Genomic DNA, 21,107 nt, shown 5'->3' with positions numbered 1-21,107 from the left:
GCGTTGACTTTTGGCACGCTGTTGAGTTCTCAAGGAACGGACGCTTCCTTCGGACCGCCTTCCAGCGGACCCTCCGGGCTTCGTTCTTTCGTGTTTCCAGTTTACCAGATGTTTTCCGCTCCGTTTTCCGGAGTTTCATTCATCCGATTTCCCGAACTGGCCGGGGCCGCTTTTCGCGACGTCCACCACTTTAGCGTATTTCGAGAGTTACTCGAAATTCACGCTCACGCCCTGTTGACGAAAACGCCAACGAACCCATGTGAATGGGCTGTGAGGTGTGAGAGTGGGTCTTGCTGAATGGGGTGGCCGCTTCAGCGACTCGTTCAACACTAGGCCACCCGGAGGGCCTCGTCAAACGTCGAGGGCCGGATCTGTCCAGATCCGGCCCTCGATGCTCGAAGCCGCAGCTCAGCGTGGGTGTGCTTTCAGCCAGGCAGGTCAGCCCGGCGTGTCAGCCGGCGGAGACCAGCTCCGCCGCCGCCAGGTTCCGCTTGCCGCGCCGCAGTACCAGCCAGCGGCCGTGCAGCAGGTCGGCCTCGGTCGGCACTGCCTCCTCGTCCGTCACCTTGACGTTGTTGAGGTAGGCGCCGCCCTCCTTGATCGTCCGACGCGCGGCCGATCGGCTCGGCGACAGGCCGACGGCGACCAACAGGTCGACCACCGGCTGGAGTTCGGGGGTCTCGGTCTTCGGGACCTCGGCCAGGGCGGCCGCCAGGGTCGGGGCCTCCAGGTCCGCGAGGTCGCCCTGGCCGAACAGCGCCTTGGACGCGGCGACCGCGCGCTCGTACTGCTCGGCGCCGTGGACGAGGGTGGTGAGCTCCTCGGCGAGGGCGCGCTGGGCGAGGCGGGCGGCGGGGCGCTCGGTGGTCTCGCGCTCCAGCTCCTCGATCTCCTCCTTCGAGCGGAAGCTGAAGATCCGCAGGAACTTGGAGACGTCCCGGTCGTCCGCGTTCAGCCAGAACTGGTAGAAGGCGTACGGGGTGGTCAGTTCGGGGTCGAGCCAGACGGTGCCGGACTCGGTCTTGCCGAACTTGGTACCGTCGGCCTTGACGATCAGCGGCGTGGCCAGCGCGTGGACGGACTTGCCGTCGGCCTTGCGGATCAGGTCCGTGCCGGCGGTCAGGTTGCCCCACTGGTCGCTGCCGCCGGTCTGCAGGGTGCAGCCGTAGCGGCGGTTCAGCTCCAGGTAGTCCATGCCCTGGAGGATCTGGTAGCTGAACTCGGTGTAGCTGATGCCCGCGTCGGAGTTGAGCCGTCGGGCGACGGCCTCCTTGGCGATCATGTTGTTGACCCGGAAGTACTTGCCCACGTCACGCAGCAGGCTGATCGCCGACATTCCCGACGTCCAGTCCAGGTTGTTGACCATGCGCGCCGCGTACGGGCCCTCGAAGTCGAGGAAGCGCGAGATCTGGCCGCGCAGGCGCTCCACCCAGCCGGCCACCGTCTCGGGGTCGTTGAGCACGCGCTCGGCGGTGGGCTTCGGGTCACCGATCAGGCCCGTGGCGCCGCCGACCAGGCCGAGCGGGAGGTTCCCCGCCTGCTGGATGCGGCGCATGGTGAGGATCTGCACGAGGTTGCCGAGGTGCAGGCTGGGGGCCGTCGGGTCGAAGCCGCAATAGAACGTGACCGGGCCGTCCGCGAACGCCTTGCGCAGTGCGTCCTCGTCGGTGGACAGGGCGATCAGCCCCCGCCACCGCAGCTCGTCGACGATGTCCGTCACGGTCACGCTTCTCCTTCTATCGGGCGCCCGCCCGGTGGCGGCCCGATGCGGTCGGGCCCCGGGTCGGTACGACTCCAGCCTGATAGAGCCTACGCGGTTCCGGCCAGCGAGTTTTCCCCGAGGCACCCCCTCGGGCCTGGCGGCGTACTCCCCCGGGCCCCTCCCCGATACCGGAAATTCCGTTGTTCGTCGGCCATGCGCCCATTCAGAGTGGTGTCACCGCCGTGCGGCGGCAGTGACGTGTGTGGAGACGGTCGTGCCGCCGTGGCACGCCCGTGGGAAGGGTGTGCCGAGTGCGCAACACGCTGGTTCTGAACGCGAGCTACGAGCCCCTGACAACGGTGTCGCTCCAGCGCGCCGTCGTCCTGGTGCTCCAGGACAAGGCGGTGGTGGAGCAGGCGCACCCGCTGCGCTCGATCCGGGGGACGGGCGTCGCCGTCCCGGTCCCGAGGGTGATCAGACTGCAACGGTACGTACGGGTGCCGTTCCGACAACAGGCCCCGTGGTCTCGGCGGGGTGTCCTGGCGCGGGACCAGCACCTGTGCGCGTACTGCGGGCGGCGGGCCACCACGGTGGACCACCTGCAGCCCAAGTCGCGCGGTGGTGCGGACAGTTGGCTGAACACCGTGGCCGCCTGCGCGGAGGACAACCAGCGCAAGGCGGATCGGACGCCGGAGCAGGCCGGGATGAAACTGCTGCGGCGCCCGTTCATGCCCACCCCGCAGGCCAGCCTGATGCTGGCGCTCGGTCTGCGCAGCTCGGAGGCGCGGGATCTCGCCGACTGGCTGCCGCCGGTACCGGGCCTGCCCGTTTCGGCCGCGTAGCCACCCGACCACGTAGCCACCCCATCCGGGTAGCCGCCCCGACCGCGTAGCCACCCGGCCGGTGCCGGCGAGCGGCCTCAGCCCTTCGCCTGGTACCCGGCCGCCGTGCCGTAGTTGGCCGCGTGCTCGGGCACCACGACCACCTGCCCACCGCCGATCAGCACCCGCCCGGAGAGCAGCAGCGAGCCGGTCCCGGGCGGGAAGTTGCCACCGGCCGCCTCCTCGCCGCCCGCCAACGGGAACCGGGTGAGGTGGGCCGGCTGGTCGCGGCGTTCGTCGGCGGCGAGCACCAGCGAGCCGCCGTCGATACCGACCGCCCGGACGGTGCCCTTGGCGGTGGTCGGGGCCTTCCAACGCTGCTTGCCGGTGTCCAGGTCGTAGCCGACCGCGGCCGCCGGCCCGCTGCCGTTCGCCGGGGTCAGGGTGGTGACCATCGTGCGGCCCTCGAAGAACACCTCGGGTGTGGCCGCGAAGGTGCCGTGGGCGACGTCCAGCCGGCCGCCGTCCGTGACCACCGGGATCTCGGCGGCCGGGTCGCCGGCGGTGCCCCAGGCGAACACCCGGTCGTTGTTCGGCTTGTCGCCGGTGGTGAGGACCACGGCCGGCTCGGCGGACAGCACCGTCACCGTCTTCGGCTGGTTGTTCAGCCCCCGCCACCAGCTGACCTTGCCGTCCGCGAGGTTCAGCGCGACGGCCTGGTCGGCGGGCGTCGAGTCGGCGCACGAGGAGGCCACCAGCACGGTCTTGCCGCTGACGCCGCCGGAGAGCGTGCAGAACTTGCCCTGCCCGGTGTACTGCCAGATGTCCTTCCCGTCCGCCGACTCCCAGGCCACCGCGTGGTCGTCGCCGATCGCGACCACCTTGTCCTCGGTGACGCCGACCCGCGCGGAGTAGGCGCCCTTCGCGTCCGAAAGGGTCTTGGTCCAGGCCGTCTTGCCCGTCCTGGTGTCCACGACGGCCACCAGCGCGCACGGGCTCTTCGGGTCCGCCTGCGGACGGAACAGCGCCGCGCCCAGGCCCGCCTGGTTCACGCCCGCCGACAGCCCGCACGGAACGGCCCCGGCGGCCGGCGGCTCCACCGACCAGGTCGGCTTGCCGCCCGCGCGGTCGTACGCGTGCACCCCGGAGCCGTCGGCCCGGACCACCGCGTCCGTCAGCAGCCAGCTGCCGACCAGCGTGTCGTCACCCCCGGGCTGCCCGGCCGCGACGGGCTGCGCGGACCACGCCCGGGAGTGCGCCACCGTGAAGCCGGGCTCGCCGCCGCTGCTCGCCGCCGCGCTGCCACCGCCCTCAGCGCCGACCATCAGCCCGGCCGCCACCAGCACCCCGAGCGCGGCCACCCCGGCGCCGGCCCGCACGAGCAGGGCCTTCCGGCTGGGCACGTGCTCCCCGGTCAGCACCGCGTCGGCGGCCCGCCGGGCCTTGGCCGAGAACGAGGAGCCGGCCCCCGAGCCGGATATCGAGCCGGGCGCGGGCTTGGGACCGGAACCGGAACCGCCGTCACCACCCCGGCGGGCGGCGGCGCGGGACCGCGTGGCGGGCCGGGCCGCAGGCTTCGGGGCTTCCTCCGGGGTCTTCTCCGACCCGGTCGGCCCGGTCGGCGCGGACTCCGGCTCGGTCGGCGCGGACTCCGGCTCAGCCTCGTCGAGGTGCACATAGCCGTCCGCCGAGTACTCGGCCCCCGCCGGGACGTACAGCCCCTCCCCGGCGGGCTGTTGCCCGCCGGCATACGGCGTGTACGGCTGCTGCGCGTGGTCGGGGTACTGCAGGGACTGCGCGTGCTCGGGGTACTGCGGAGACTGCGCGTGGTCCGGGTACTGCGGGTACTGCGCGTGGTCCGGGTACTGCGGGTACTGCGCGTACTCCGGGAGCGGCTGGTACTGCTCGTGGCCGCTGTACTGCCCCTGGACGTAACCGCCCTCGACGTACCCGGTCTGCCCGTACCCGGTCTGCCCGTACCCGGACTGGTCGTAGCCGCTCTGGTCGTAACCGGCGTGCCCGTAGCCGGACTGGTCGTACTGCGACTGCTGCCCGTACCCGGCCACGCCGTAGCCCGCCTGCTGCTGCGGCTGCTGCCAGTGCACCTGCTCCGGCGGCTGCTGCCCGTAGAACCCGTCGCCCTGCCAGTCCGGCTGGCCCTGGACCGGCTGGCCCTGGGCCGAAGGCCCCTGGGGGTACCACGGCTGCTGCCCGGTGTGGGCGTCTCCGAAGGGCTCCTGCGCCATCCGTTTCGTCCCTCCGAGCCCGCCTGCGTGCCGATGCGGCAGTCAGCATCTCACGCCGGTCCGGAGGGACGACCCGGGCCCTCGACGTGGGTTCCCGGGCCCGGCCCGAGAGCGTCAGGCCGCGGACTCGGCGCGCAGGGCCTCGTCGATGCGGGCGGCCAGGGTGAAGTCGAGGCCGGTGAGGCCGCCGGCGCTGTGGGTGGACAGGACGAAGCGCAGGGTGCGCCAGCGGATGTCGATGTCGGGGTGGTGGTCGAGCGCCTCGGCCTGCTCGGCGACGGCGGCGACCACCCGGATCCCCGCCGGGAAGTCCGGGGCGTCGGCGCTACGGACGATGCTGTCGCCCTCCCGGGTCCAGTGCGGCAGCGCCGCCAGTGCCGCCGTGATCTCGTCCTCGGTCAGCCGTGCCCTGCTGCTCATCGCTGCGCTCCTGCTGCGTCGTCGGTCCGGAGTGCTCCGGGGCGCCGGAGTACCCCGCGGTGGCCGGGGTCAGGCAGCCTTCCGGCGCGGACGGGCCACCAGCTCGCCGCCGCAGTTGGGGCAGCCGGCGGCCATGGCCTCGGTGCAGTCCGGGCAGAAGGTGCACTCGAAGGAACATATCGAGGCGGGGCCGTCGGCGGTCAGCGACACCTCGCAGCGCTCACAGATCTCGCGCATCTCCAGGGCCATGGCGTACTCCTCTGACTCTCTTACGGTCTGACGGTCGTTCGACTCGGCAGCGGCTTCGCTCACGCCAGCAGCAGCTTGGTGACGGCCGCGAGGCCGACCACCACGATCACCCCGCGCAGCGCGGTCGGCGGCAGGCGGCGGCCGACCTTGGCGCCGACCAGGCCGCCGACCAGCGAGCCCACCGCGATCAGCCCGGCCGCCGTCCAGTTCACGGTCGAGGTGAACAGGAAGAACAGCGCGGCGACGGCGTTGACGATCAGCGCCAGGGCGTTCTTCACCGCGTTGATCCGCTGCAGTTCCTCCTGCAGCAGCATGCCCATCAGCGCCATCAGCAGGACGCCCTGGGCGGCGCCGAAGTAGCCGCCGTAGATGCCGGTGAGGAACACCCCGGCCAGCAGCACCGGGCCGCCGTCCGGGTCGCCGCCGGGCCGGCGGCGGGCGGCGACGGCCTTGGCCACCTTGGGCTGGATCACCACCAGGACGAGCGCGAGCAGGATCAGCACCGGGACGATCGCGTCGAAGGCCCCGCTCGGCAGCTTGATCAGCAGCAGCGCGCCGAGCAGCCCGCCGAGCAGCGAGGCGGTGCCCAGGCGCAGCACCCGGCGTCCCTGGTCGGCGAGTTCGCGGCGGTAGCCGATCACGCCGCTGAGCGAACCGGGCACCAGGCCGAAGGAGTTGGAGACGTTGGCGGTGACCGGCGGGATGCCGACGGCGAGCAGGACCGGGAAGGTGATCAGGGTACCGGAGCCGACGATCACATTGATCATCCCGGCTCCGACCCCGGCCACCAGGACGGCGATCGCCTCCCAGAGCGTCATGGGTCACCTCTCCTCTCGGTCCTGTCCGAGAGGATCATGCCGGACCGCCCTCCCGCCCGACCAGGGCCGCCCACGATTCGGGACGTACGCCACACCGTCACGAGCGGCGCCACGAAAAGCGCCACGAAAGCCCGAGGGCCCGCCGCCGTACGGGAGACGTACGGCCGCGGGCCCTCGGCGAAGCACAGCCCAGCCGCTCACTCAGGGTCGGCTCACTCCGGTCACTCCGGTCACTCCGGTCACTCCGGTCACTCCGGTCACTCCGGTCACTCCGGGTCGATCTTGGGGTACTCCCGGGTCGGGTCCACCCGGGGACGGGCGGCACCCTTCTCGGTGTCCACCGGCCGCGGCCCGGACGCCGGGTCGATCGGCACCTGGGTGGCCGGGGCGCCCTTCGGGACGCTCGGCACCGCGACGGCGCCGCCGTTGGCCCCGCCGCCGTTGCCGGTCAGGCCGGTGAAGGCGCCGCCGAGGCCCTTGAGCGCGTCGCCGACCTCGCTGGGGATGATCCAGAGCTTGTTGGAGTCGCCCTTGGCCAGCTCGGGCAGGGTCTGCAGGTACTGGTAGGCGAGCAGCTTCTGGTCGGCGTCGCCGTCGTGGATGGCCTCGAAGACCGTCCGGATCGCGGCCGCCTCACCGTCGGCGCGCAGCACCGCGGCCTGCGCCTCACCCTCGGCCCTGAGCACGTCCGCCTGCTTCTCACCCTCGGCCTTGAGGATCTGCGCCTGGCGCTGGCCCTCGGCGGTGAGGATCGCGGCGCGCTTGTCCCGGTCGGCGCGCATCTGCTTCTCCATCGAGTCCTGGATGGAGGTCGGCGGCTCGATCGCCTTCAGCTCGACGCGGTTGACCCGGATGCCCCACTTGCCGGTGGCCTCGTCCAGGACGCCGCGCAGACCGGCGTTGATGACCTCGCGGGAGGTCAGGGTGGACTCCAGGTCCATCGAGCCGATGATGTTGCGCAGCGTGGTGACGGTCAGCTGCTCGATGGCCTGGATGTAGCTGGCGACCTCGTAGGTGGCCGCTCGCGGGTCGGTCACCTGGTAGTAGATGACGGTGTCGATGTTGACGACCAGGTTGTCCTGGGTGATCACCGGCTGCGGCGGGAACGGCACGACCTGCTCGCGCAGGTCGATCCGGTTGCGGACGCGGTCGATGAACGGGACGACGATGTTCAGCCCCGCGTTGAGCGTCCGGGTGTAGCGGCCGAAGCGCTCCACGATCGCCGCGCTGGCCTGTGGGATGACCTGAATCGTCTTGATCAGCGCGATGAAGGCCACCACGACCAGGACGACCAGGACGATAAGGACGGGTTCCACGGACTCTCCCCTAGACGACCAGGGCGGTCGCGCCCTGGATTTCGACGACGTCGACCTGCTGCCCGGGCTGGTACACCTGGTCCGGGTGGAGCGCGCGGGCCGACCAGATCTCGCCGTTCAGCTTGATCCGGCCGCCTTCCCCGTCGACTGTTTCCGCGACGACCGCGGTGGCGCCGTGCAGCGCCTCGATGCCCATCTTGACCTGCGGGCCCTTCTGCAGCTGCCGGTAGGCGATCGGGCGCACGAAGACCACGAGCGCGACCGAGACCACGAGGAATGTGATGGTCTCCAGGACCACTCCCCCGCCCAGTCCGGCCACGCCCGCGGCGGCGAGCGCTCCGACCGCGAACATGGCGAACTCCGGCATCGCGGTGAGAACCAGCGGTATGCCGAGCCCTGCGGCGGCCAGGAGCCACCAGATCCAGCTGTCCACACGTCCATCCTAGGGAGCGAAGGCCTTCGAGGCGGACAGTTCCCGCAGGTCGAGGGGCGGAAACCGGTCGCACGTGCGACCGGTTCCGGCAGCCTCCCCGAGACGGGCGAAGGACGGGCGAAGGACGGGCCGAGACAGGGCGGAGGATCTGGCCGGACGGGGCCTCAGCCCAGCGGCAGGCCCTGGGCCGACCAGCGGTCGCCGTGGCGCTCCAGGGTGAGCGGCAGCCCGAAGCACTTGGAGAGGTTACGGGCGGTCAGCTCGGTGTCGATCGGGCCGGCCGTGAGCACCTTGCCCTGGCGGATCATCAGGACGTGGGTGAAGCCCGGGGCGATCTCCTCGACGTGGTGGGTGACCATCGCCATGGCCGGGGCGAACTCGTCCTGGGCGAGCGCGCCGAGCCGGCGGACCAGGTCCTCGCGGCCGCCGAGGTCCAGGCCGGCCGCGGGCTCGTCGAGCAGCAGCAGCTCGGGGTCGGTCATCAGGGCGCGGGCGATCAGGGTGCGCTTGCGCTCGCCCTCGGAGAGGGTGCCGAACTTGCGGTCGGTGAGGCCGGCCATGCCGAGGCGGTCGAGCAGCGCGAGGGCGCGGGACTCGTCCGACTGCTCGTAGCTCTCCTGCCAGCTGACCGTCATGCCGTAGGCCGCGGTCAGCACGGTCTGCAGCACGGTCTGCTCGGCCGGCAGCTTGTCGAACATGGCGGCGCCGGCCAGGCCGATCCGGGAGCGCAGCTCGAAGACGTCGATCTCGCCCAGCTTCTCGCCCAGCACGCTGACCTTGCCCGAGGTCGGGAACAGGTACGAGGAGGCGATCTGCAGCAGGGTGGTCTTGCCGGCGCCGTTCGGGCCCAGGATGACCCAGCGCTCACCCTCGGAGATGGACCACGAGACCTGGTCGACCAGCGCGCGCCCCTCCCGGACCACGGATACGTCCACCAGCTCCAGCACGTCGCTCATGCCTACGCCTTCCCCAAAAAACAAGATTCTCGGCCGTCGGTGCGGGCGGCACGCCCGACCCCGGCAGCCGGTGGGCACGGGGTGGGTGCGCCGCACACGCATGGGCAAACCTACGCCACGCGGATGACCGCCGATTCCGTAGGCTGGCCGGATGCTCGCGACTCCTCCCGACAATCCGTACGAAGAGCCCCGTTCGGGGCGGCTGGCCGCCTGGGGCAACGCCCTGCTGGCGGGCCTGGTGCCGCCCGACAACGCCGCCGCGGCCGTGCTGGGCGCCGACGAGAGCCACCGGGTGACCGGGCTGCCCGGGGACGAGCCGGGCGAGCAGCACGGGCTGACCTGGGCGCTGGGCCGACTGCGGGTGCTGGGGGTGCGGGGCCTGCGCCTCGCGCTGCCCTCGGCCGGGCACCCGCTGGGGCTGACCGGCCCGGCACCGTTCAACGGGCGCGCCATGGCCGTGGGCGAGGCCGTCCTGGCGGTGGGGGTGCCGCTCGGGCTGGTGCCGGAGGTCGAGGTGTTCGGCCCGGCCGGGGACCGCTCGGCGACCGTGCTGTGGCGCTGCTCCGAGGTGAACGACGCGCCGCCGGCGGACGTGCCGTCGCTGCAGGAGGCCGAGCGCGAGCTGGCGGACGGGCTGCGCGAGGCGACCGTGCTGCTCGCCCGGCTGGACGTGGCCGGCGCCGGGCCGGAGGCGCTGCGCGCCCTGGAGGCGTACCGCCGGCGCGGGCACGCCGAGCTGCTCGCGCCCGGCTACCCGCCGCGCGCCGTCCGGGTGCTGGAGTCGGCCCGCCAGGTGGCCGCCCTGCTGTCGATCGCCTCCGGCGGGCACGGGGCGGCCGTCAGTGCCTCCGAGATGGCCGCGCGGCAGTCCGTCCTGGCCCCTCTGTGGCGCACCGCCCGGCGGGCCCAGGTGGCCGCCTACAACGCCCTCGCGGACGAGCGCGAGGCCCGCTGAGGGCTCGCGGGACCGCCCTCGTACCTGGCCGGAATCCGACCCCCGCGCACGGGACGCCCCCGTGCGCCCGGGGCGTCGGCCCGTCGGACCCCCATGCGCCGTCCGTCAGGCGCCGCGAGCGCCCTCCCGGGCCTCGCCGTTTCGGACGGCCCAGAGCGCAGCCTGGGTGCGGTCGGCCAGGTCCAGCTTCATCAGGATGTTGGAGACATGGGTCTTCACCGTCTTCTCCGACAGGTGCAGGCTGCGCGCGATCTCCCGGTTGGAGCGGCCGTCGGCGATGTGGCCGAGCACCTCGCGCTCGCGTTCGGTGAGGGTGCCGCCGCGGCCCTGCGGCGCGCGCGGGCCCTCGTCGGAGAGCAGCGCCTCGGCCAGCTCCGGCTGGAGCAGCACATGGCCGGCGTGCACCGAGCGGATCGCTCCGGCCAGGGCCTCCGGGTCCACGTCCTTGTAGACGTACCCGGCGGCGCCGGCCCGCAACGCGGGGACCATCGTGCGGTGCTCGGTGAAGCTGGTGACGATCAGGATCCGGGCCCGGCTGCCCTCGCCCTTGAGCGTGCGCAGCGCCTCGATCCCGTCGACGCCGGGCATCTTGAGGTCCATCAGGACGACGTCGGGATCGAGTTCGCGGGCCCGCTCGACGCCCTCCGCCCCGTCGGCGGCCTCCCCGACCACCTCGATGTCGTCCTGGACCTCCAGGAAGGTGCGCAGCCCGCGCCGGACCACCTGGTGGTCGTCGACCAGCAGGACACGGATCGACGGTGTGCTCTCAGGCACCGGGGACCTCCATCTCGACGAGCGTCCCCCGGCCGGGGGCCGACTCCAGGGTGAGCGTGCCGCCGACGGCGGCCGCGCGGTCGCGCATCGAGGCCAGGCCGAGGTGGCGGCCGGCCCGGCGGACGGATTCGGGGTCGAAGCCGCGCCCGTCGTCACGCACCCGCAGCACCGCGCCGCGCGCGGGCGTCCCGGCCAGGGTGACGGTGACCCGGCCGGCGCCGGAGTGCCGCAGCGCGTTGTGCAGCGCCTCCTGGGCGACCCTCAGCAGTGCGGCCTCCTGGGCGGGCGGCAGGGCGCGGACACCGTCGGCGGCGAAGGCGACGTCGGCGGTGTGCGCGCGGTCGAGGACCTGCACCTGGGAGGCGAGGGTGGCGCTCAGACCGTCCTCCTCCAACGCGGCCGGGCGCAACTCGACGACGACGGCGCGCAGTTCGTCGGCGGCCTCGGCGGCCAGCCGGGCGACCTCGGCGAGCTCGGCGCGGGCCCGGGCCGGGTCGCGGTCGACGAGCTTGGCGGCGGCCTTGGCGGTGAGGCGCAGTGAGAAGAGCTTCTGCGAGACGGCGTCGTGCAGGTCGTGCGCGATCCGGGCGCGCTCCCCGGCCAGGGTGAGTTCACGACTGCGCTCGTACAGCCGGGCGTTGGACAGGGCGAGGGCGGCGTGCGCGGCGAGGATCCGCAGCAGTTCCTCGTCGTGGTCGGTGAACAGGCCGCCGCCGCGCTTGTTGGCGAGGAAGATGACGCCCATCACCTGCAACTCGTCCTCGGCCGCGTCGGTGTCCAGGATCGGCATGCCGAGGAAGGCGCCCATCTCGGGGTGTGCGGAGGGCCAGCCGCCGAAGGAGGGTGCCTGGCGGACGTCGGCGAGGCGGATGGGGCCGGTCTCGTGCAGCATCGCGGCGAGCACGCCGTGCTGGCGGGGCAGCGGGCCGATCGCCCGCCACTGCTCGTCGGTGACGCCGTCGACCACGAACTGGGCGAATCCGCCGTGGTCGTCGGGCACGCCCAGGGCCGCGTACTCGGCGCCGAGCAGTTCCCGGGCGGAGGCCGTGATGCGGCGCAGCACCTCGCGGACCTCCAGGTGCCGGTTCATGGCGAGCAGGGCCTGGCTGACGGTCTCGATCCCGGACAGGCAGGGGTCGCAGGCGGGCAGCGGGCCCTGGTGGGCCAGGTGGTCTCCGGTGGTGCTGGGCATACCGCCAAACTACCGCCGCCGCCGGGGCGCTCGCGTCCGCCTGCGGCCGCGCCGGACGCAGGTCCGAGGACCTAGGCCGCTGGGCCCACAACGCCGCCGGGTCCACAAAGGCCGAGGGGCGGCCCTCCCGTTCGGGAAGGCCGCCCCTCGGCGGTTCGGAAGGGGCTCAGCCCTTCTGCATGACCTCGGGCTCGTGCCGGCGCTGGAGCCGGGTGACGAGGATGCCGATGAGGACCGAGATCACGATCAGCACGCTCGCGTCGATCGCCCACTGGGCGACCGAGTGCTTCCAGAGCGGGTCGTAGTTCGGGTGCTGGAAGTCCTTGTTCCAGGGGCCCATGAGCTGGGACAGGTCGAGCGTGGTGGAGACGATGCCGGTTCCCCAGCGGGCCGGCATCAGCCAGGCGACCTGTTCCAGGCCGGGCTTGCTGAAGATCTGGAAGAGGCAGCCGGTGAAGACGACCTGGACGATGGCGAACATGACCAGCAGCGGCATGGTCTTCTCGGCGGTCTTCACCAGTGCGGAGATCATCAGGCCGAACATCATCGCGGCGAAGCTCAGCAGGATCATGCCGACGGTCATCTCGATGAGCGGCAGGTTCTTGACGAGCAGGCCGTGCTCGGGCAGCTTGCGCGGCAGGAAGCCGACGGCGGAGATGATGGCGCCCTGGATCACGCTGAAGAAGCCCAGCACGATGATCTTGGACATCATGTACGCCGAGCGGGAGAGCCCGGTGGCTCGTTCTCGCTCGTAGATCGCCCGTTCCTTGATCAACTCGCGGACCGAGTTGGCCGCTCCGGAGAAGCAGGCGCCGATCGCCAGGATCAGCATGATCGTCGCGGCGCCGCTGTTGAGGTGGAGCTGCGTCTTCGGGTTGGGCGCGAGCCCCGGTTCGTTGGGGATCAGCACACTGACCGCGCCGATGACCGCGGGCAGCAGCACCGACAGTGCGAGGAAGCCGCGGTCCGAGGCGAGCACGGACATGTAGCGCCGCATCAGCGTCCACAGCTGGGAGCCCCAGCTCTGCGGCTTCGGCGGCTTGATGGCCTCCTGGGCCACCTGCACGTGCTGCACCTCGCCGGCGTCGACGGTGGGGGCGGAGTACTGCTGGTAGTGCACCGAGCCGCGGTAGCGGCCGGCCCAGTCGTGCTCCGGGTAGTTCTCGAAGGCCTGGAAGACGTCCGCCCAGGTCTCGTACCCGAAGAAGTGCAGCGCCTCGTCCGGCGGGCCGAAGTAGGCCACCGCACCGCCCGGCGCCATCACCAGCAGCCGGTCGCAGAGCGCGAGTTCGGCCACCGAGTGGGTGACGACCAGGATGGTGCGGCCGTCGTCGGCGAGGCCGCGCAGCATCTGCATGACCTCGCGGTCCATGCCCGGGTCGAGGCCCGAGGTGGGCTCGTCCAGGAAGATCAGCGACGGCTTGGTGAGCAGCTCCAGGGCGACCGAGACGCGCTTCTGCTGGCCGCCGGAGAGCGCGGTGATCTTGTTGTCGGCGCGCTTGTCCAGGCGCAGCTCGTACAGCACCTCGTCGATCCGGGCCGCACGCTCGCTGGCCTCGGTGTCGCCGGGGAAGCGCAGCCGGGCCGCGTACTTGAGGCCGCTGCGGACGGTGAGTTCGCGGTGCAGGATCTCGGACTGCGGCACCAGGCCGATGCGCGAGCGGAGTTCGGCGAACTGCTTGTAGAGGTTGCGCCCGTCGTACAGCACCTCGCCGCGGTCGGCGGGGCGGTAGCCGGTGAGGGCGCGCAGCAGCGTGGACTTGCCGGAGCCGGACGGGCCGATGACCGCGACCAGGGACTTCTCCGGGACGCCGAAGCTGACGTCGTCGAGCAGGATCTTCTTGGCGCCCTTGTGCTCGACCTCGACGGTCAGGTGGCGGGCGGAGAAGGAGACCGCGCCGGTGTCGACGAACTCCTGCAGCTGGTCGCCGACCAGCACGAAGCCGGAGTGGCCGACGGTCAGCCGGTCCTGCGGGCCCATCAGCTGACGCTGCACCCGCTGGCCGTTGAGGAAGATGCCGTTGTGGCTGCCGAGGTCGACGATCTCGTAGCGGCCGTCCGGGAGCTGGCGCAGCTCGGCGTGGTGGCGGGAGACCTGGAGGTCGGACACCACGATGTCGTTGTCGAGCGCGCGACCGATCCGGATCGTGTTCATGGCCGACGTCAGGCTGCGGATGACGGTCGGCTGCGGGCCGCCGCCGGCGCCGTGCTGCGGCGGCGGGAAGCCCTGGTCCTGCGGGAACCCCTGGTCCGGGAAGCCCTGCTGCTGCGGGAAGCCGCCCTGCTGGGCCGGCGGCGCGTACTGCTGCTGCGGGAACGGCTGCTGGGCCTGCGGCTGACCCGCCCAGGCCTGCTGCTGCGGCTGCTGGTACGGGTCCTGCTGCTGCCAGCCCGGCTGCTGGGGCTGCGGCACCGGGCCGCGGCTGGTGGCGGCCTCGTGCATCGGCGTGGCGTGCGGGGCGGCGGCGTGCGCGGGCGCGGAGAAGCCGAGCCGGGGGCCGTTCTCCGGGTTGCCGAGATTGACGACGGCTCCGGGGAACAGCTGGGCGTGCATGGTGCGGGCGCCGGCCACGTACGTGCCGTTGGTGCTGCCGTGGTCCTCCAGCTGCCAACCGCTGCCGTTGAAGCTGATGGTCCCGTGGTGCCAGGAGACCCTGGCGTCGTCGAACGGGAAGTCCGACTGCGGGTTGCGCCCGATGGTGTAGGACCGCCCGGGCTCCAGAGTCCGCTGCTGTCCGTTGATCTCAATGACGAGTTGCGGCACTGCTCGCCTGCCCCGCTCTCTCGGTTCCCCCGAATTGTGGCCCCCGGCCGGGGGTGCGCTGTTCCTGTGACTGACGGTGGGCATCATTCCAGCCCGCCGACCGCCGATGAAAGTCGCCCCGGGTGACTGTGACCAGGCTGCTACCGGAGCGCGGGCCCGCGGCGTCCCGCGGGGTGGACAGGTGGTCTCGGGCCACCGGCCGACGGGTAGCGTGGGAGGCACCATGAACGCATCGCCCCTGGCCGCTGAGCCCCTCCCCGCCGCCCAGCCCCGGACCGCGGACGAGCGCACCCTGCTCGTCAAGGTGTTCGGCAAAGACCGCCCCGGCATCACCGCCGGCCTCTTCGCGACGTTGGCCGGCTTCGGCGTCGACGTCATCGACATCGAGCAGGTCGTGACCCGTGGCCGCATCACGCTGTGCGCCCTGGTCACCCCGCCCACCACGCCCGACGCCGAGGGCGGACTGCGGGCCACCGTCCACCGCTGGGCGGACGAGCAGAAGCTCCAGGCCGAGATCCTCTCCGGTATCGGCGACAACCGGCCGCGCCGCGAGGGCCGTTCGCACGTCACGGTGCTCGGTCACCCGCTGACCGCCGCCGCCGTCTCCGCGCTGACCTCCCGGATCACCGCGGCGGGCGGCAACATCGACCGGGTCTTCCGGCTCGCCAAGTACCCGGTGACGGCGGTCGAGCTGGCCGTCTCCGGTGTGGCCACCGAGGAGTTGCGGGCCGAGCTGGCCCAGGAGGCGGCCACCCAGCGGGTGGACGTCGCGGTGGTCGCGTCCGGGCTGGAGCGCCGGGCCAAGCGCCTGGTGGTCATGGACGTCGACTCCACGCTCATCCAGGACGAGGTGATCGAGCTGTTCGCCGCCCACGCGGGCTGCGAGGAGCAGGTCGCCGAGGTGACGGCGGCGGCGATGCGCGGCGAGCTGGACTTCGCCGAGTCGCTGCACGCCCGGGTGGCGCTGCTGGCCGGGCTGGACGCCTCGGTGACGGAGAAGGTCCGCGCGGAGGTCCGCTTCACGCCGGGCGCGCGCACCCTGATCCGTACGCTGCAGCGCCTCGGCTTCCAGGTCGCGGTGGTCTCCGGCGGGTTCACCCAGGTCACCGACCACCTGGTGGAGCAGCTGGGGCTGGACTTCGCGGCGGCCAACACCCTGGAGGTGGTGGACGGCAAGTTCACCGGCCGGGTGGTCGGCGAGATCGTGGACCGGGCCGGCAAGGCCCGCTGGCTGGCCCGCTTCGCCGAGCAGGCGAAGGTGCCGCTGGAGCAGACGGTGGCGATCGGCGACGGCGCCAACGACCTGGACATGCTGAACGCGGCCGGGCTCGGGGTGGCGTTCAACGCCAAGCCGGTGGTGCGCGAGGCCGCCGACACCGCGGTGAACGTGCCGTTCCTGGACACCGTGCTCTACCTGCTGGGCATCACCCGCGAGGAGGTCGAGGCCGCCGACGCGCTGCACGGCACCCCGACCGAGGACAACTGACCGAGGGCACGTAACCGAGGACGAGTGGTCGAGGGCAAGTGACCGAGGACGAGTAGCGGCCGACCGAGCGGGGCCCGCCGAGGAGGGCCTACGGACGTACGTGAGGGGCGCGCGGATCGGATCCGCGCGCCCCTCACGTACGGTCCGGGAATCAGTCCTGCGGCGGCGTGTAGTACGAGACCAGCTCGGCCACGCCCGGCTCGACACCCTTCCACGAGCCGCTGAAGCTGAGCACCGCGATCGCCGCCGTCGGGAACCCGCCGAGGCGCAGCCGCTCCAGCGCGTCCCGGTCGCCCGCGTCACCGGCCAGCACCTGGGTCAGACCCAGCACCCCGGGATTGTGGCCGACCAGCACCAGGTCCGCGTACTCCTCCGGGGTCTCCTGGAGGACGGCGATGATCTCGCCGGGCCGGGCCTCGTAGACCCGGTCCTCGTACACGGTCTTGCGGGCCCGCTTGGGCAACTCGTGCACCGCCAGCTTCCAGGTCTCGCGGGCGCGCAGGGCCGTGGAGCAGAGCACGTACTCGGGGTTGATGCCGGAATCGACCAGCCAGCGGCCGGCTTCCGGGGCCTGGTGGCGGCCCCGGTCGGCCAGCGGCCGCTCGTGGTCGTCCACGCCGTCCGGCCAGTCGGCCTTGGCATGGCGGAGAACGATGATCCTGCGGGGCGTTTCGGCGCTCATACCCAGCAAGCTTGGCAGAAAAGCCGCCCGGCGGCGCGACGCTCCCGGTTGCTGCCACTCCGTCGGGTGTCGGGCGCCATCATGCCCCGTTCACCGGGACTTCGAATGGCGGTCGGACGGGGGTCGGACGGGGGCGGGCTTCGGTCGGACGGCCGTCAGCCCATCGAGCTGGCGATGGTGGCGATCACCGCCACCAGCACCGCGATGCCGACGAAGGCCAGGGCGATACGGCCGAGCTGCTTGCGGCCGTCGGTCGGGTTCGGGTCAAGAACGGGCATGTCGGGAATCCTCCCATCCCGAACACGCCCGTCCCTCGCTGGCCCCGCCTTCTTGGTCAGGCCTTGACCGGCCCGGGCCTTCTCGGTCAGGCCCTGACCGGCTCCGCCGGGCGGACCGCCTCGTCCTCGATGTGCCGGGCCCGCGCGGCCCGCAGGCCGAACAGCATCTGCGGCACCAGCAGCAGCGCCAGGAAGCCCAGCGGCCAGTACCACTCGCCGGTGACCTGGTAGATCCGGCCGATCAGGATCGGGCCGGGGATGGAGATCAGGTAGCCGACGCCCTGGGCGAAGGCGGACAGCTGGGCCACCCCGCCCGCCGTCCGGGCGCGCAGCCCGATCATGGTCAGCACCAGGGGGAAGGCGCAGTTGGACAGGCCGACCAGGACGGCCCAGACCCACGGCGCGCCGGCCGGGGCCAGCGCCAGCCCGGCGTACCCGGCGATGCCGCAGGAGGCCAGCACCACCACGAACAGCCGCTGGTCGCCGCGGCGGGCGGCCAGGTTGGGCAGCACGAAGGAGACCGGCACGCCGATCACCATGGTGACCGCGAGCAGCACCCCGGAGGTGCCCTTGTCGATGCCCGAGTCCTGGAAGATCTTCGGCAGCCAGCCCATCACCACGTACGCGCCGGTGGCCTGGAGGCCGAAGAAGCAGGCCAGCGCCCAGGCGGTACGGCTGCGGGTGATCGGCAGCTTGACCGGGGCGGCGGTGCCCCCCGCCCGCTCGCCGCGCTCGCGCTTGGCGATCAGCAGCGGCAGCCACAGCACCAGGGCGAGCGCGGCGAGCGCGGCCCAGACGCCCAGGCCGTAGCGCCAGTCGCCGCCGAGGGTGCTGGTCAGCGGCACGGTGACGGCGGCGGCCAGCGCGGTGCCGGCCGACAGCGCCATCGAGTACAGGCCGATCATCGGGCCGACCTTCTCGGGGAAGTACCGCTTGATCACCACCGGGAGCAGCACGTTGGAGACCGCCACGCCGGCCAGGGCGAGCGCGGTCAGCAGCAGGAACACCGCGGTGCCGCCGGCGAAGGAGCGGGCCAGCACGCCCGCGGTGATGGCGGCCATGCCGGCCGTGACGACCGCGATCGGGCCGATCCTGCGGGCCGCCGCCGGGGCGGCGAAGCCGAACAGCCCGAAGCACAGCGACGGGACGGCGGTGAGCAGCCCGGCGAGGGTCGGGTTCATCCCGAGGCCGGTGCGGACCTGGTCGAGCAGCGGCCCGAGGCTGGTGACGACGGGGCGCAGGTTGAAGGCGGCGGCGGCGATCGCGACGGCGAACAGCCAGCCCAGGTACGTGGCGGAGGAGGTGGAGGGGGCGGAGTCGGCGGGCCGCTCGGTCTGCGGCCTGGCCTCGTTCCGCGGGGAAGCGGTGGTCTCTGCTGCGGGCATGTGCGCCATCATAGAATGATGGGATGAATTGATGCACCTCGGAATTGGCATGATGTGCCGACCGTTCATCCACCGGCCACATTCCACCCAGGCCCCACCCGAGCCGTAGTCGCAAGGAGTCACCGTGGCGCTGTCCTCGCCGAGGCGCACCCCGCTGTCCGACCAGGTGATCGCGCAGCTGCGCGCCCAGATCACGTCCGGGGAGTGGCCGGTCGGCTCGCGCATCCCCACCGAGGCCGCCCTGGTCGAGCAGCTGGGCGTCGCCCGCAACACCGTGCGCGAGGCCGTCCGCGCCCTCGCCCACAACGGCCTGCTCGACATCCGGCAGGGCTCCGGCACGTACGTGCTGGCCACCAGCGAGCTGGCCGGGGTGATGCACCGCCGCTTCGCCGACGCCGACCAGGCGCAGGTCGCCGAGCTGCGGGCGGCGCTGGAGACCTCGGCGGCCGGCCTGGCCGCCCAGCGCCGCACCGAGCGCGACCTGGAGCTGCTGGACGGCGCGCTGGCCCGCCGGGAGGGCGCCTGGCACTCCGGCGACGCCGAGGACTTCATCCAGGCCGACGCCGCCTTCCACCAGGCCGTGGTGGCCGCCGCCCACAACGACGTGCTGCTCGCCGTCTACGCCGACCTCGGCGAGGTCACCCGCGCCCACCTGCGGCACGACGTCGGCCCGGAGCTGATCGCCGAGCGCTACATCGGCCACGACACCATCCTGGACGCCATCCGGGCCGGCGACGCCCAGCGCGCCTCGGTCGAGGCCGGCCGCGCCATCGGCGCCTGCGCGACGGCCGAGACGTGAGGCTCCGGCCGACGCCCGAGACGTGAGGCCCCGGCCGACGGCCGAGGCCTGAGGCCCCGGGCGTGACGCCGTGAGCCCCCGGCAGGACGGAACGCCGCTGCCCGGCACCCCCACGGGAGGGGTGCCGGGCAGCGGCGTACGGGCGGAGCGTCGTCAGGCGCCGATGGCGTGCACTCCGCCGTCGACGTGGATGATCTCGCCGGTGGTCTTCGGGAACCAGTCCGACAGCAGCGCGACGACGGCGCGGCCGGTCGGCTCCGGGTCGCTCATGTCCCACTTCAGCGGGGAGCGGTGGTTCCAGGTGTCGGCCAGGTCGCCGAAGCCCGGGATGGACTTGGCGGCCATCGAGCCGAGCGGGCCGGCCGAGACCAGGTTGCAGCGGATGTCGCGCGGGCCCAGGTAGCGCGCCATGTAGCGGCTGGTCGACTCCAGGGCGGCCTTGGCCGGGCCCATCCAGTCGTACTGCGGCCAGGCGAACTGCGCGTCGAAGGTCAGGCCGACCACCGAGCCGCCGTCCTGCATCAGCGGCAGCAGCGCCATGGTCAGCGACTTCAGCGAGTACGCCGAGACGTGCATGGCGGTGGCCACGGACTCCCACGGGGTGTCCAGGAAGTTGCCGCCCAGGGCGTCCTGCGGGGCGAAGCCGATCGAGTGGACGATGCCGTCCAGGGTCGGCAGGTGCTCGCGGACCTGGTCGGCGATGCCCGCCAGGTCCTCGGGGCTGGACACGTCCAGCGACAGCACCTTGACCGGCTTCGGCAGCTTCTTGGCGATCCGCTCGGTCAGGCTCGGGCGCGGGAAGGCGGTGAGGATGATCTCCGCGCCCTGCTCCTGCGCGAGCTTGGCGGTGTGGAACGCGATGGAGGACTCCATCAGCACGCCGGTGATCAGGATCCGCTTGCCTTCGAGGATTCCACTCATGATCAGTGACCCATGCCCAATCCGCCGTCGACGGGAATGACGGCTCCAGTGATGTACGCGGCCTCGTCCGACCCGAGGAACCGCACGGTGGAGGCGACCTCGGCGGGCGCCGCGTAGCGGCCCAGCGGCACGCCCGCGACGATCTCCGCGCGGCGCTCGTCACTGAGCACGGCGGTCATGTCGGTGTCGACGAAGCCGGGGGCGACCACGTTGACGGTGATGTTGCGCGGGCCGAGTTCGCGCGCCAGCGACCGGGCGAAGCCCACCAGGCCGGCCTTCGAGGCGGCGTAGTTGGCCTGGCCCGGCGAGCCGGACAGGCCCACCACGGAGGAGATCAGCACGACGCGGCCCTTCTTGGCGCGCATCATCAGCTTGGAGGCGCGCTTGACCACCCGGAAGGTGCCGGTCAGGTTGGTGTCCACGACGGAGGTGAAGTCCTCCTCCGACATGCGCAGCAGCAGGGTGTCGTTGGTGATGCCCGCGTTGGCGACCAGCACCTCGACCGCGCCGTGCTTCTGCTCGATCTCCGTGAAGGCGGCGTCGACCTGCGCGGCGTCCGTGATGTCGCAGCGGACCGCGAGGACGTCGTACTTCACCAGGGCTTCGGGCACCTCACCCGAGCGGCTGGTGATGGCCACCTTGTCGCCTGCTTCGGCGAAGGCCTGGGCGATCGCGAGGCCGATGCCCCGGTTTCCTCCGGTGACGAGAACCGAGCGGCTCAACGATCCACCTCTCTCCATGTGTGAGCGCGTACATCGGAATGCGTACGCAGTGTGACGCTATCGGGCGGTCGGCGGCGGCGGCGCATCGGGCTCCCACAGCGCCGCACCGAAGGAACTGTCGCAATCCGACAACCACGCCCGCCACCACGGCCGGGCCCGGCGACACCGCCCCAGGCCCGGGCGCTGCC

At 72.3% G+C, this 21,107-nt stretch carries 20 protein-coding genes; 4 read left to right on the top strand and 16 right to left on the bottom strand.

From position 1 onward, the window contains the following. Positions 1 to 451: 451 nt before the first annotated feature. Positions 452 to 1,720, bottom strand: coding sequence for a tyrosine--tRNA ligase (gene tyrS, locus ACZ52J_RS22760; protein ID WP_465621188.1), 1,269 nt, complete (start codon positions 1,718 to 1,720; stop codon positions 452 to 454). Between the two features lie 293 nt (positions 1,721 to 2,013). On the opposite strand from tyrS, the gene ACZ52J_RS22755 reads away from it, so the two are divergent. Then, on the top strand, positions 2,014 to 2,544 hold the full coding sequence (locus ACZ52J_RS22755; protein WP_360499716.1) for an HNH endonuclease: 531 nt from the start codon (positions 2,014 to 2,016) through the stop codon (positions 2,542 to 2,544). A 77-nt stretch (positions 2,545 to 2,621) separates the two neighbouring features. On the opposite strand, the gene ACZ52J_RS22750 is transcribed toward ACZ52J_RS22755, so the two are convergent. From ACZ52J_RS22750 to ACZ52J_RS22720, 7 genes are all read right to left on the bottom strand, one after another. Continuing rightward, positions 2,622 to 4,769: an outer membrane protein assembly factor BamB family protein gene (locus ACZ52J_RS22750; RefSeq protein ID WP_465621169.1), complete on the bottom strand. Its 2,148-nt coding sequence runs from the start codon at positions 4,767 to 4,769 to the stop codon at positions 2,622 to 2,624. Positions 4,770 to 4,883: 114 nt separating this feature from the next. Further along, the gene (locus tag ACZ52J_RS22745) at positions 4,884 to 5,189 is read right to left on the bottom strand and encodes a 4a-hydroxytetrahydrobiopterin dehydratase (RefSeq protein ID WP_360499712.1); all 306 of its coding nucleotides are present in this window, start codon (positions 5,187 to 5,189) and stop codon (positions 4,884 to 4,886) included. A 69-nt stretch (positions 5,190 to 5,258) separates the two neighbouring features. Further along, on the bottom strand, positions 5,259 to 5,438 hold the full coding sequence (locus tag ACZ52J_RS22740; RefSeq protein ID WP_360499740.1) for a DUF1272 domain-containing protein: 180 nt from the start codon (positions 5,436 to 5,438) through the stop codon (positions 5,259 to 5,261). Between the two features lie 59 nt (positions 5,439 to 5,497). After that, entirely contained in the window at positions 5,498 to 6,256 is a 759-nt protein-coding gene (locus tag ACZ52J_RS22735; protein WP_465621167.1) for a sulfite exporter TauE/SafE family protein, read from the bottom strand. A gap of 266 nt (positions 6,257 to 6,522) precedes the next feature. Further along, positions 6,523 to 7,572: an SPFH domain-containing protein gene (locus ACZ52J_RS22730; RefSeq protein WP_360499708.1), complete on the bottom strand. Its 1,050-nt coding sequence runs from the start codon at positions 7,570 to 7,572 to the stop codon at positions 6,523 to 6,525. A gap of 10 nt (positions 7,573 to 7,582) precedes the next feature. Next, a complete protein-coding gene (locus tag ACZ52J_RS22725; RefSeq protein WP_360499706.1) occupies positions 7,583 to 8,005 on the bottom strand; it encodes an NfeD family protein in 423 nt (140 codons plus the stop codon). 164 nt (positions 8,006 to 8,169) lie between these two features. Next, the gene (locus ACZ52J_RS22720; RefSeq protein ID WP_360499704.1) at positions 8,170 to 8,961 is read right to left on the bottom strand and encodes an ABC transporter ATP-binding protein; all 792 of its coding nucleotides are present in this window, start codon (positions 8,959 to 8,961) and stop codon (positions 8,170 to 8,172) included. A 151-nt stretch (positions 8,962 to 9,112) separates the two neighbouring features. Between ACZ52J_RS22720 and ACZ52J_RS22715 the strand changes: the two genes are divergently transcribed. Next, positions 9,113 to 9,916, top strand: a complete 804-nt coding sequence (locus tag ACZ52J_RS22715) for a hypothetical protein (RefSeq protein WP_465621164.1) — start codon at positions 9,113 to 9,115, stop codon at positions 9,914 to 9,916. Positions 9,917 to 10,021: 105 nt separating this feature from the next. Here the strand turns inward: ACZ52J_RS22715 and ACZ52J_RS22710 are convergent, their stop codons facing one another. The 3 genes from ACZ52J_RS22710 to ACZ52J_RS22700 form a co-directional block, all read right to left on the bottom strand. Further along, positions 10,022 to 10,690 (bottom strand): response regulator transcription factor, encoded by a 669-nt coding sequence (locus ACZ52J_RS22710; RefSeq protein WP_360499700.1) that lies wholly within the window; start codon positions 10,688 to 10,690, stop codon positions 10,022 to 10,024. Further along, complete coding sequence (locus tag ACZ52J_RS22705; RefSeq protein ID WP_465621186.1) at positions 10,683 to 11,780, bottom strand: GAF domain-containing sensor histidine kinase; 1,098 nt, start codon at positions 11,778 to 11,780, stop codon at positions 10,683 to 10,685. The genes ACZ52J_RS22710 and ACZ52J_RS22705 overlap by 8 nt, the downstream gene beginning before the upstream one ends. A 268-nt stretch (positions 11,781 to 12,048) precedes the next feature. Beyond that, entirely contained in the window at positions 12,049 to 14,646 is a 2,598-nt protein-coding gene (locus tag ACZ52J_RS22700; protein WP_465621161.1) for an FHA domain-containing protein, read from the bottom strand. Between the two features lie 223 nt (positions 14,647 to 14,869). Here ACZ52J_RS22700 and serB point away from each other — a divergent pair, with 223 nt between their 5' ends. After that, a complete protein-coding gene (gene serB / locus ACZ52J_RS22695; protein WP_465621159.1) occupies positions 14,870 to 16,132 on the top strand; it encodes a phosphoserine phosphatase SerB in 1,263 nt (420 codons plus the stop codon). A gap of 151 nt (positions 16,133 to 16,283) precedes the next feature. Here the strand turns inward: serB and ACZ52J_RS22690 are convergent, their stop codons facing one another. The 3 genes from ACZ52J_RS22690 to ACZ52J_RS22680 form a co-directional block, all read right to left on the bottom strand. Continuing rightward, a complete protein-coding gene (locus tag ACZ52J_RS22690; RefSeq protein ID WP_360499694.1) occupies positions 16,284 to 16,814 on the bottom strand; it encodes a SixA phosphatase family protein in 531 nt (176 codons plus the stop codon). A gap of 155 nt (positions 16,815 to 16,969) precedes the next feature. After that, on the bottom strand, positions 16,970 to 17,092 hold the full coding sequence (locus tag ACZ52J_RS22685) for an SGM_5486 family transporter-associated protein (protein WP_465621157.1): 123 nt from the start codon (positions 17,090 to 17,092) through the stop codon (positions 16,970 to 16,972). 86 nt (positions 17,093 to 17,178) lie between these two features. Next, the gene (locus ACZ52J_RS22680; protein WP_465621155.1) at positions 17,179 to 18,477 is read right to left on the bottom strand and encodes a CynX/NimT family MFS transporter; all 1,299 of its coding nucleotides are present in this window, start codon (positions 18,475 to 18,477) and stop codon (positions 17,179 to 17,181) included. 124 nt (positions 18,478 to 18,601) lie between these two features. Here ACZ52J_RS22680 and ACZ52J_RS22675 point away from each other — a divergent pair, with 124 nt between their 5' ends. Further along, the gene (locus ACZ52J_RS22675) at positions 18,602 to 19,276 is read left to right on the top strand and encodes a FadR/GntR family transcriptional regulator (RefSeq protein ID WP_360499688.1); all 675 of its coding nucleotides are present in this window, start codon (positions 18,602 to 18,604) and stop codon (positions 19,274 to 19,276) included. A 153-nt stretch (positions 19,277 to 19,429) separates the two neighbouring features. Here ACZ52J_RS22675 and fabI read toward each other — a convergent pair whose 3' ends face one another. Together fabI and fabG are read right to left on the bottom strand one after the other, a co-directional pair. Further along, a complete protein-coding gene (fabI, locus tag ACZ52J_RS22670; RefSeq protein WP_360499686.1) occupies positions 19,430 to 20,197 on the bottom strand; it encodes an enoyl-ACP reductase FabI in 768 nt (255 codons plus the stop codon). A 2-nt stretch (positions 20,198 to 20,199) separates the two neighbouring features. Next, positions 20,200 to 20,919 carry a 3-oxoacyl-[acyl-carrier-protein] reductase gene (gene fabG, locus ACZ52J_RS22665; RefSeq protein ID WP_360499684.1) on the bottom strand — a complete coding sequence of 240 codons (720 nt, stop codon included), beginning with the start codon at positions 20,917 to 20,919 and terminating at the stop codon, positions 20,200 to 20,202. Between the last annotated feature and the right edge of the window lie 188 nt (positions 20,920 to 21,107).

It is taken from the genome of Kitasatospora sp. NPDC034035, assembly GCF_055575755.1.
The sequence above is the reverse complement of the archived record's forward strand: the minus strand, read 5'-3'. Positions and strand labels throughout refer to the sequence as shown.

Coding starts and splice junctions, on each gene's coding strand:
- ACZ52J_RS22690 (WP_360499694.1), bottom strand. CDS start 16,814: ATGAGCGCCGAAACGCCCCGCAGGATCATCGTTCTCCGCCATGCCAAG.
- ACZ52J_RS22705 (WP_465621186.1), bottom strand. CDS start 11,780: ATGAACCGGCACCTGGAGGTCCGCGAGGTGCTGCGCCGCATCACGGCC.
- ACZ52J_RS22685 (WP_465621157.1), bottom strand. CDS start 17,092: ATGCCCGTTCTTGACCCGAACCCGACCGACGGCCGCAAGCAGCTCGGC.
- ACZ52J_RS22740 (WP_360499740.1), bottom strand. CDS start 5,438: ATGGCCCTGGAGATGCGCGAGATCTGTGAGCGCTGCGAGGTGTCGCTG.
- ACZ52J_RS22735 (WP_465621167.1), bottom strand. CDS start 6,256: ATGACGCTCTGGGAGGCGATCGCCGTCCTGGTGGCCGGGGTCGGAGCC.
- fabI (WP_360499686.1), bottom strand. CDS start 20,197: ATGAGTGGAATCCTCGAAGGCAAGCGGATCCTGATCACCGGCGTGCTG.
- ACZ52J_RS22720 (WP_360499704.1), bottom strand. CDS start 8,961: ATGAGCGACGTGCTGGAGCTGGTGGACGTATCCGTGGTCCGGGAGGGG.
- ACZ52J_RS22715 (WP_465621164.1), top strand. CDS start 9,113: ATGCTCGCGACTCCTCCCGACAATCCGTACGAAGAGCCCCGTTCGGGG.
- ACZ52J_RS22745 (WP_360499712.1), bottom strand. CDS start 5,189: ATGAGCAGCAGGGCACGGCTGACCGAGGACGAGATCACGGCGGCACTG.
- ACZ52J_RS22680 (WP_465621155.1), bottom strand. CDS start 18,477: ATGCCCGCAGCAGAGACCACCGCTTCCCCGCGGAACGAGGCCAGGCCG.
- serB (WP_465621159.1), top strand. CDS start 14,870: ATGAACGCATCGCCCCTGGCCGCTGAGCCCCTCCCCGCCGCCCAGCCC.
- ACZ52J_RS22750 (WP_465621169.1), bottom strand. CDS start 4,769: ATGGCGCAGGAGCCCTTCGGAGACGCCCACACCGGGCAGCAGCCGTGG.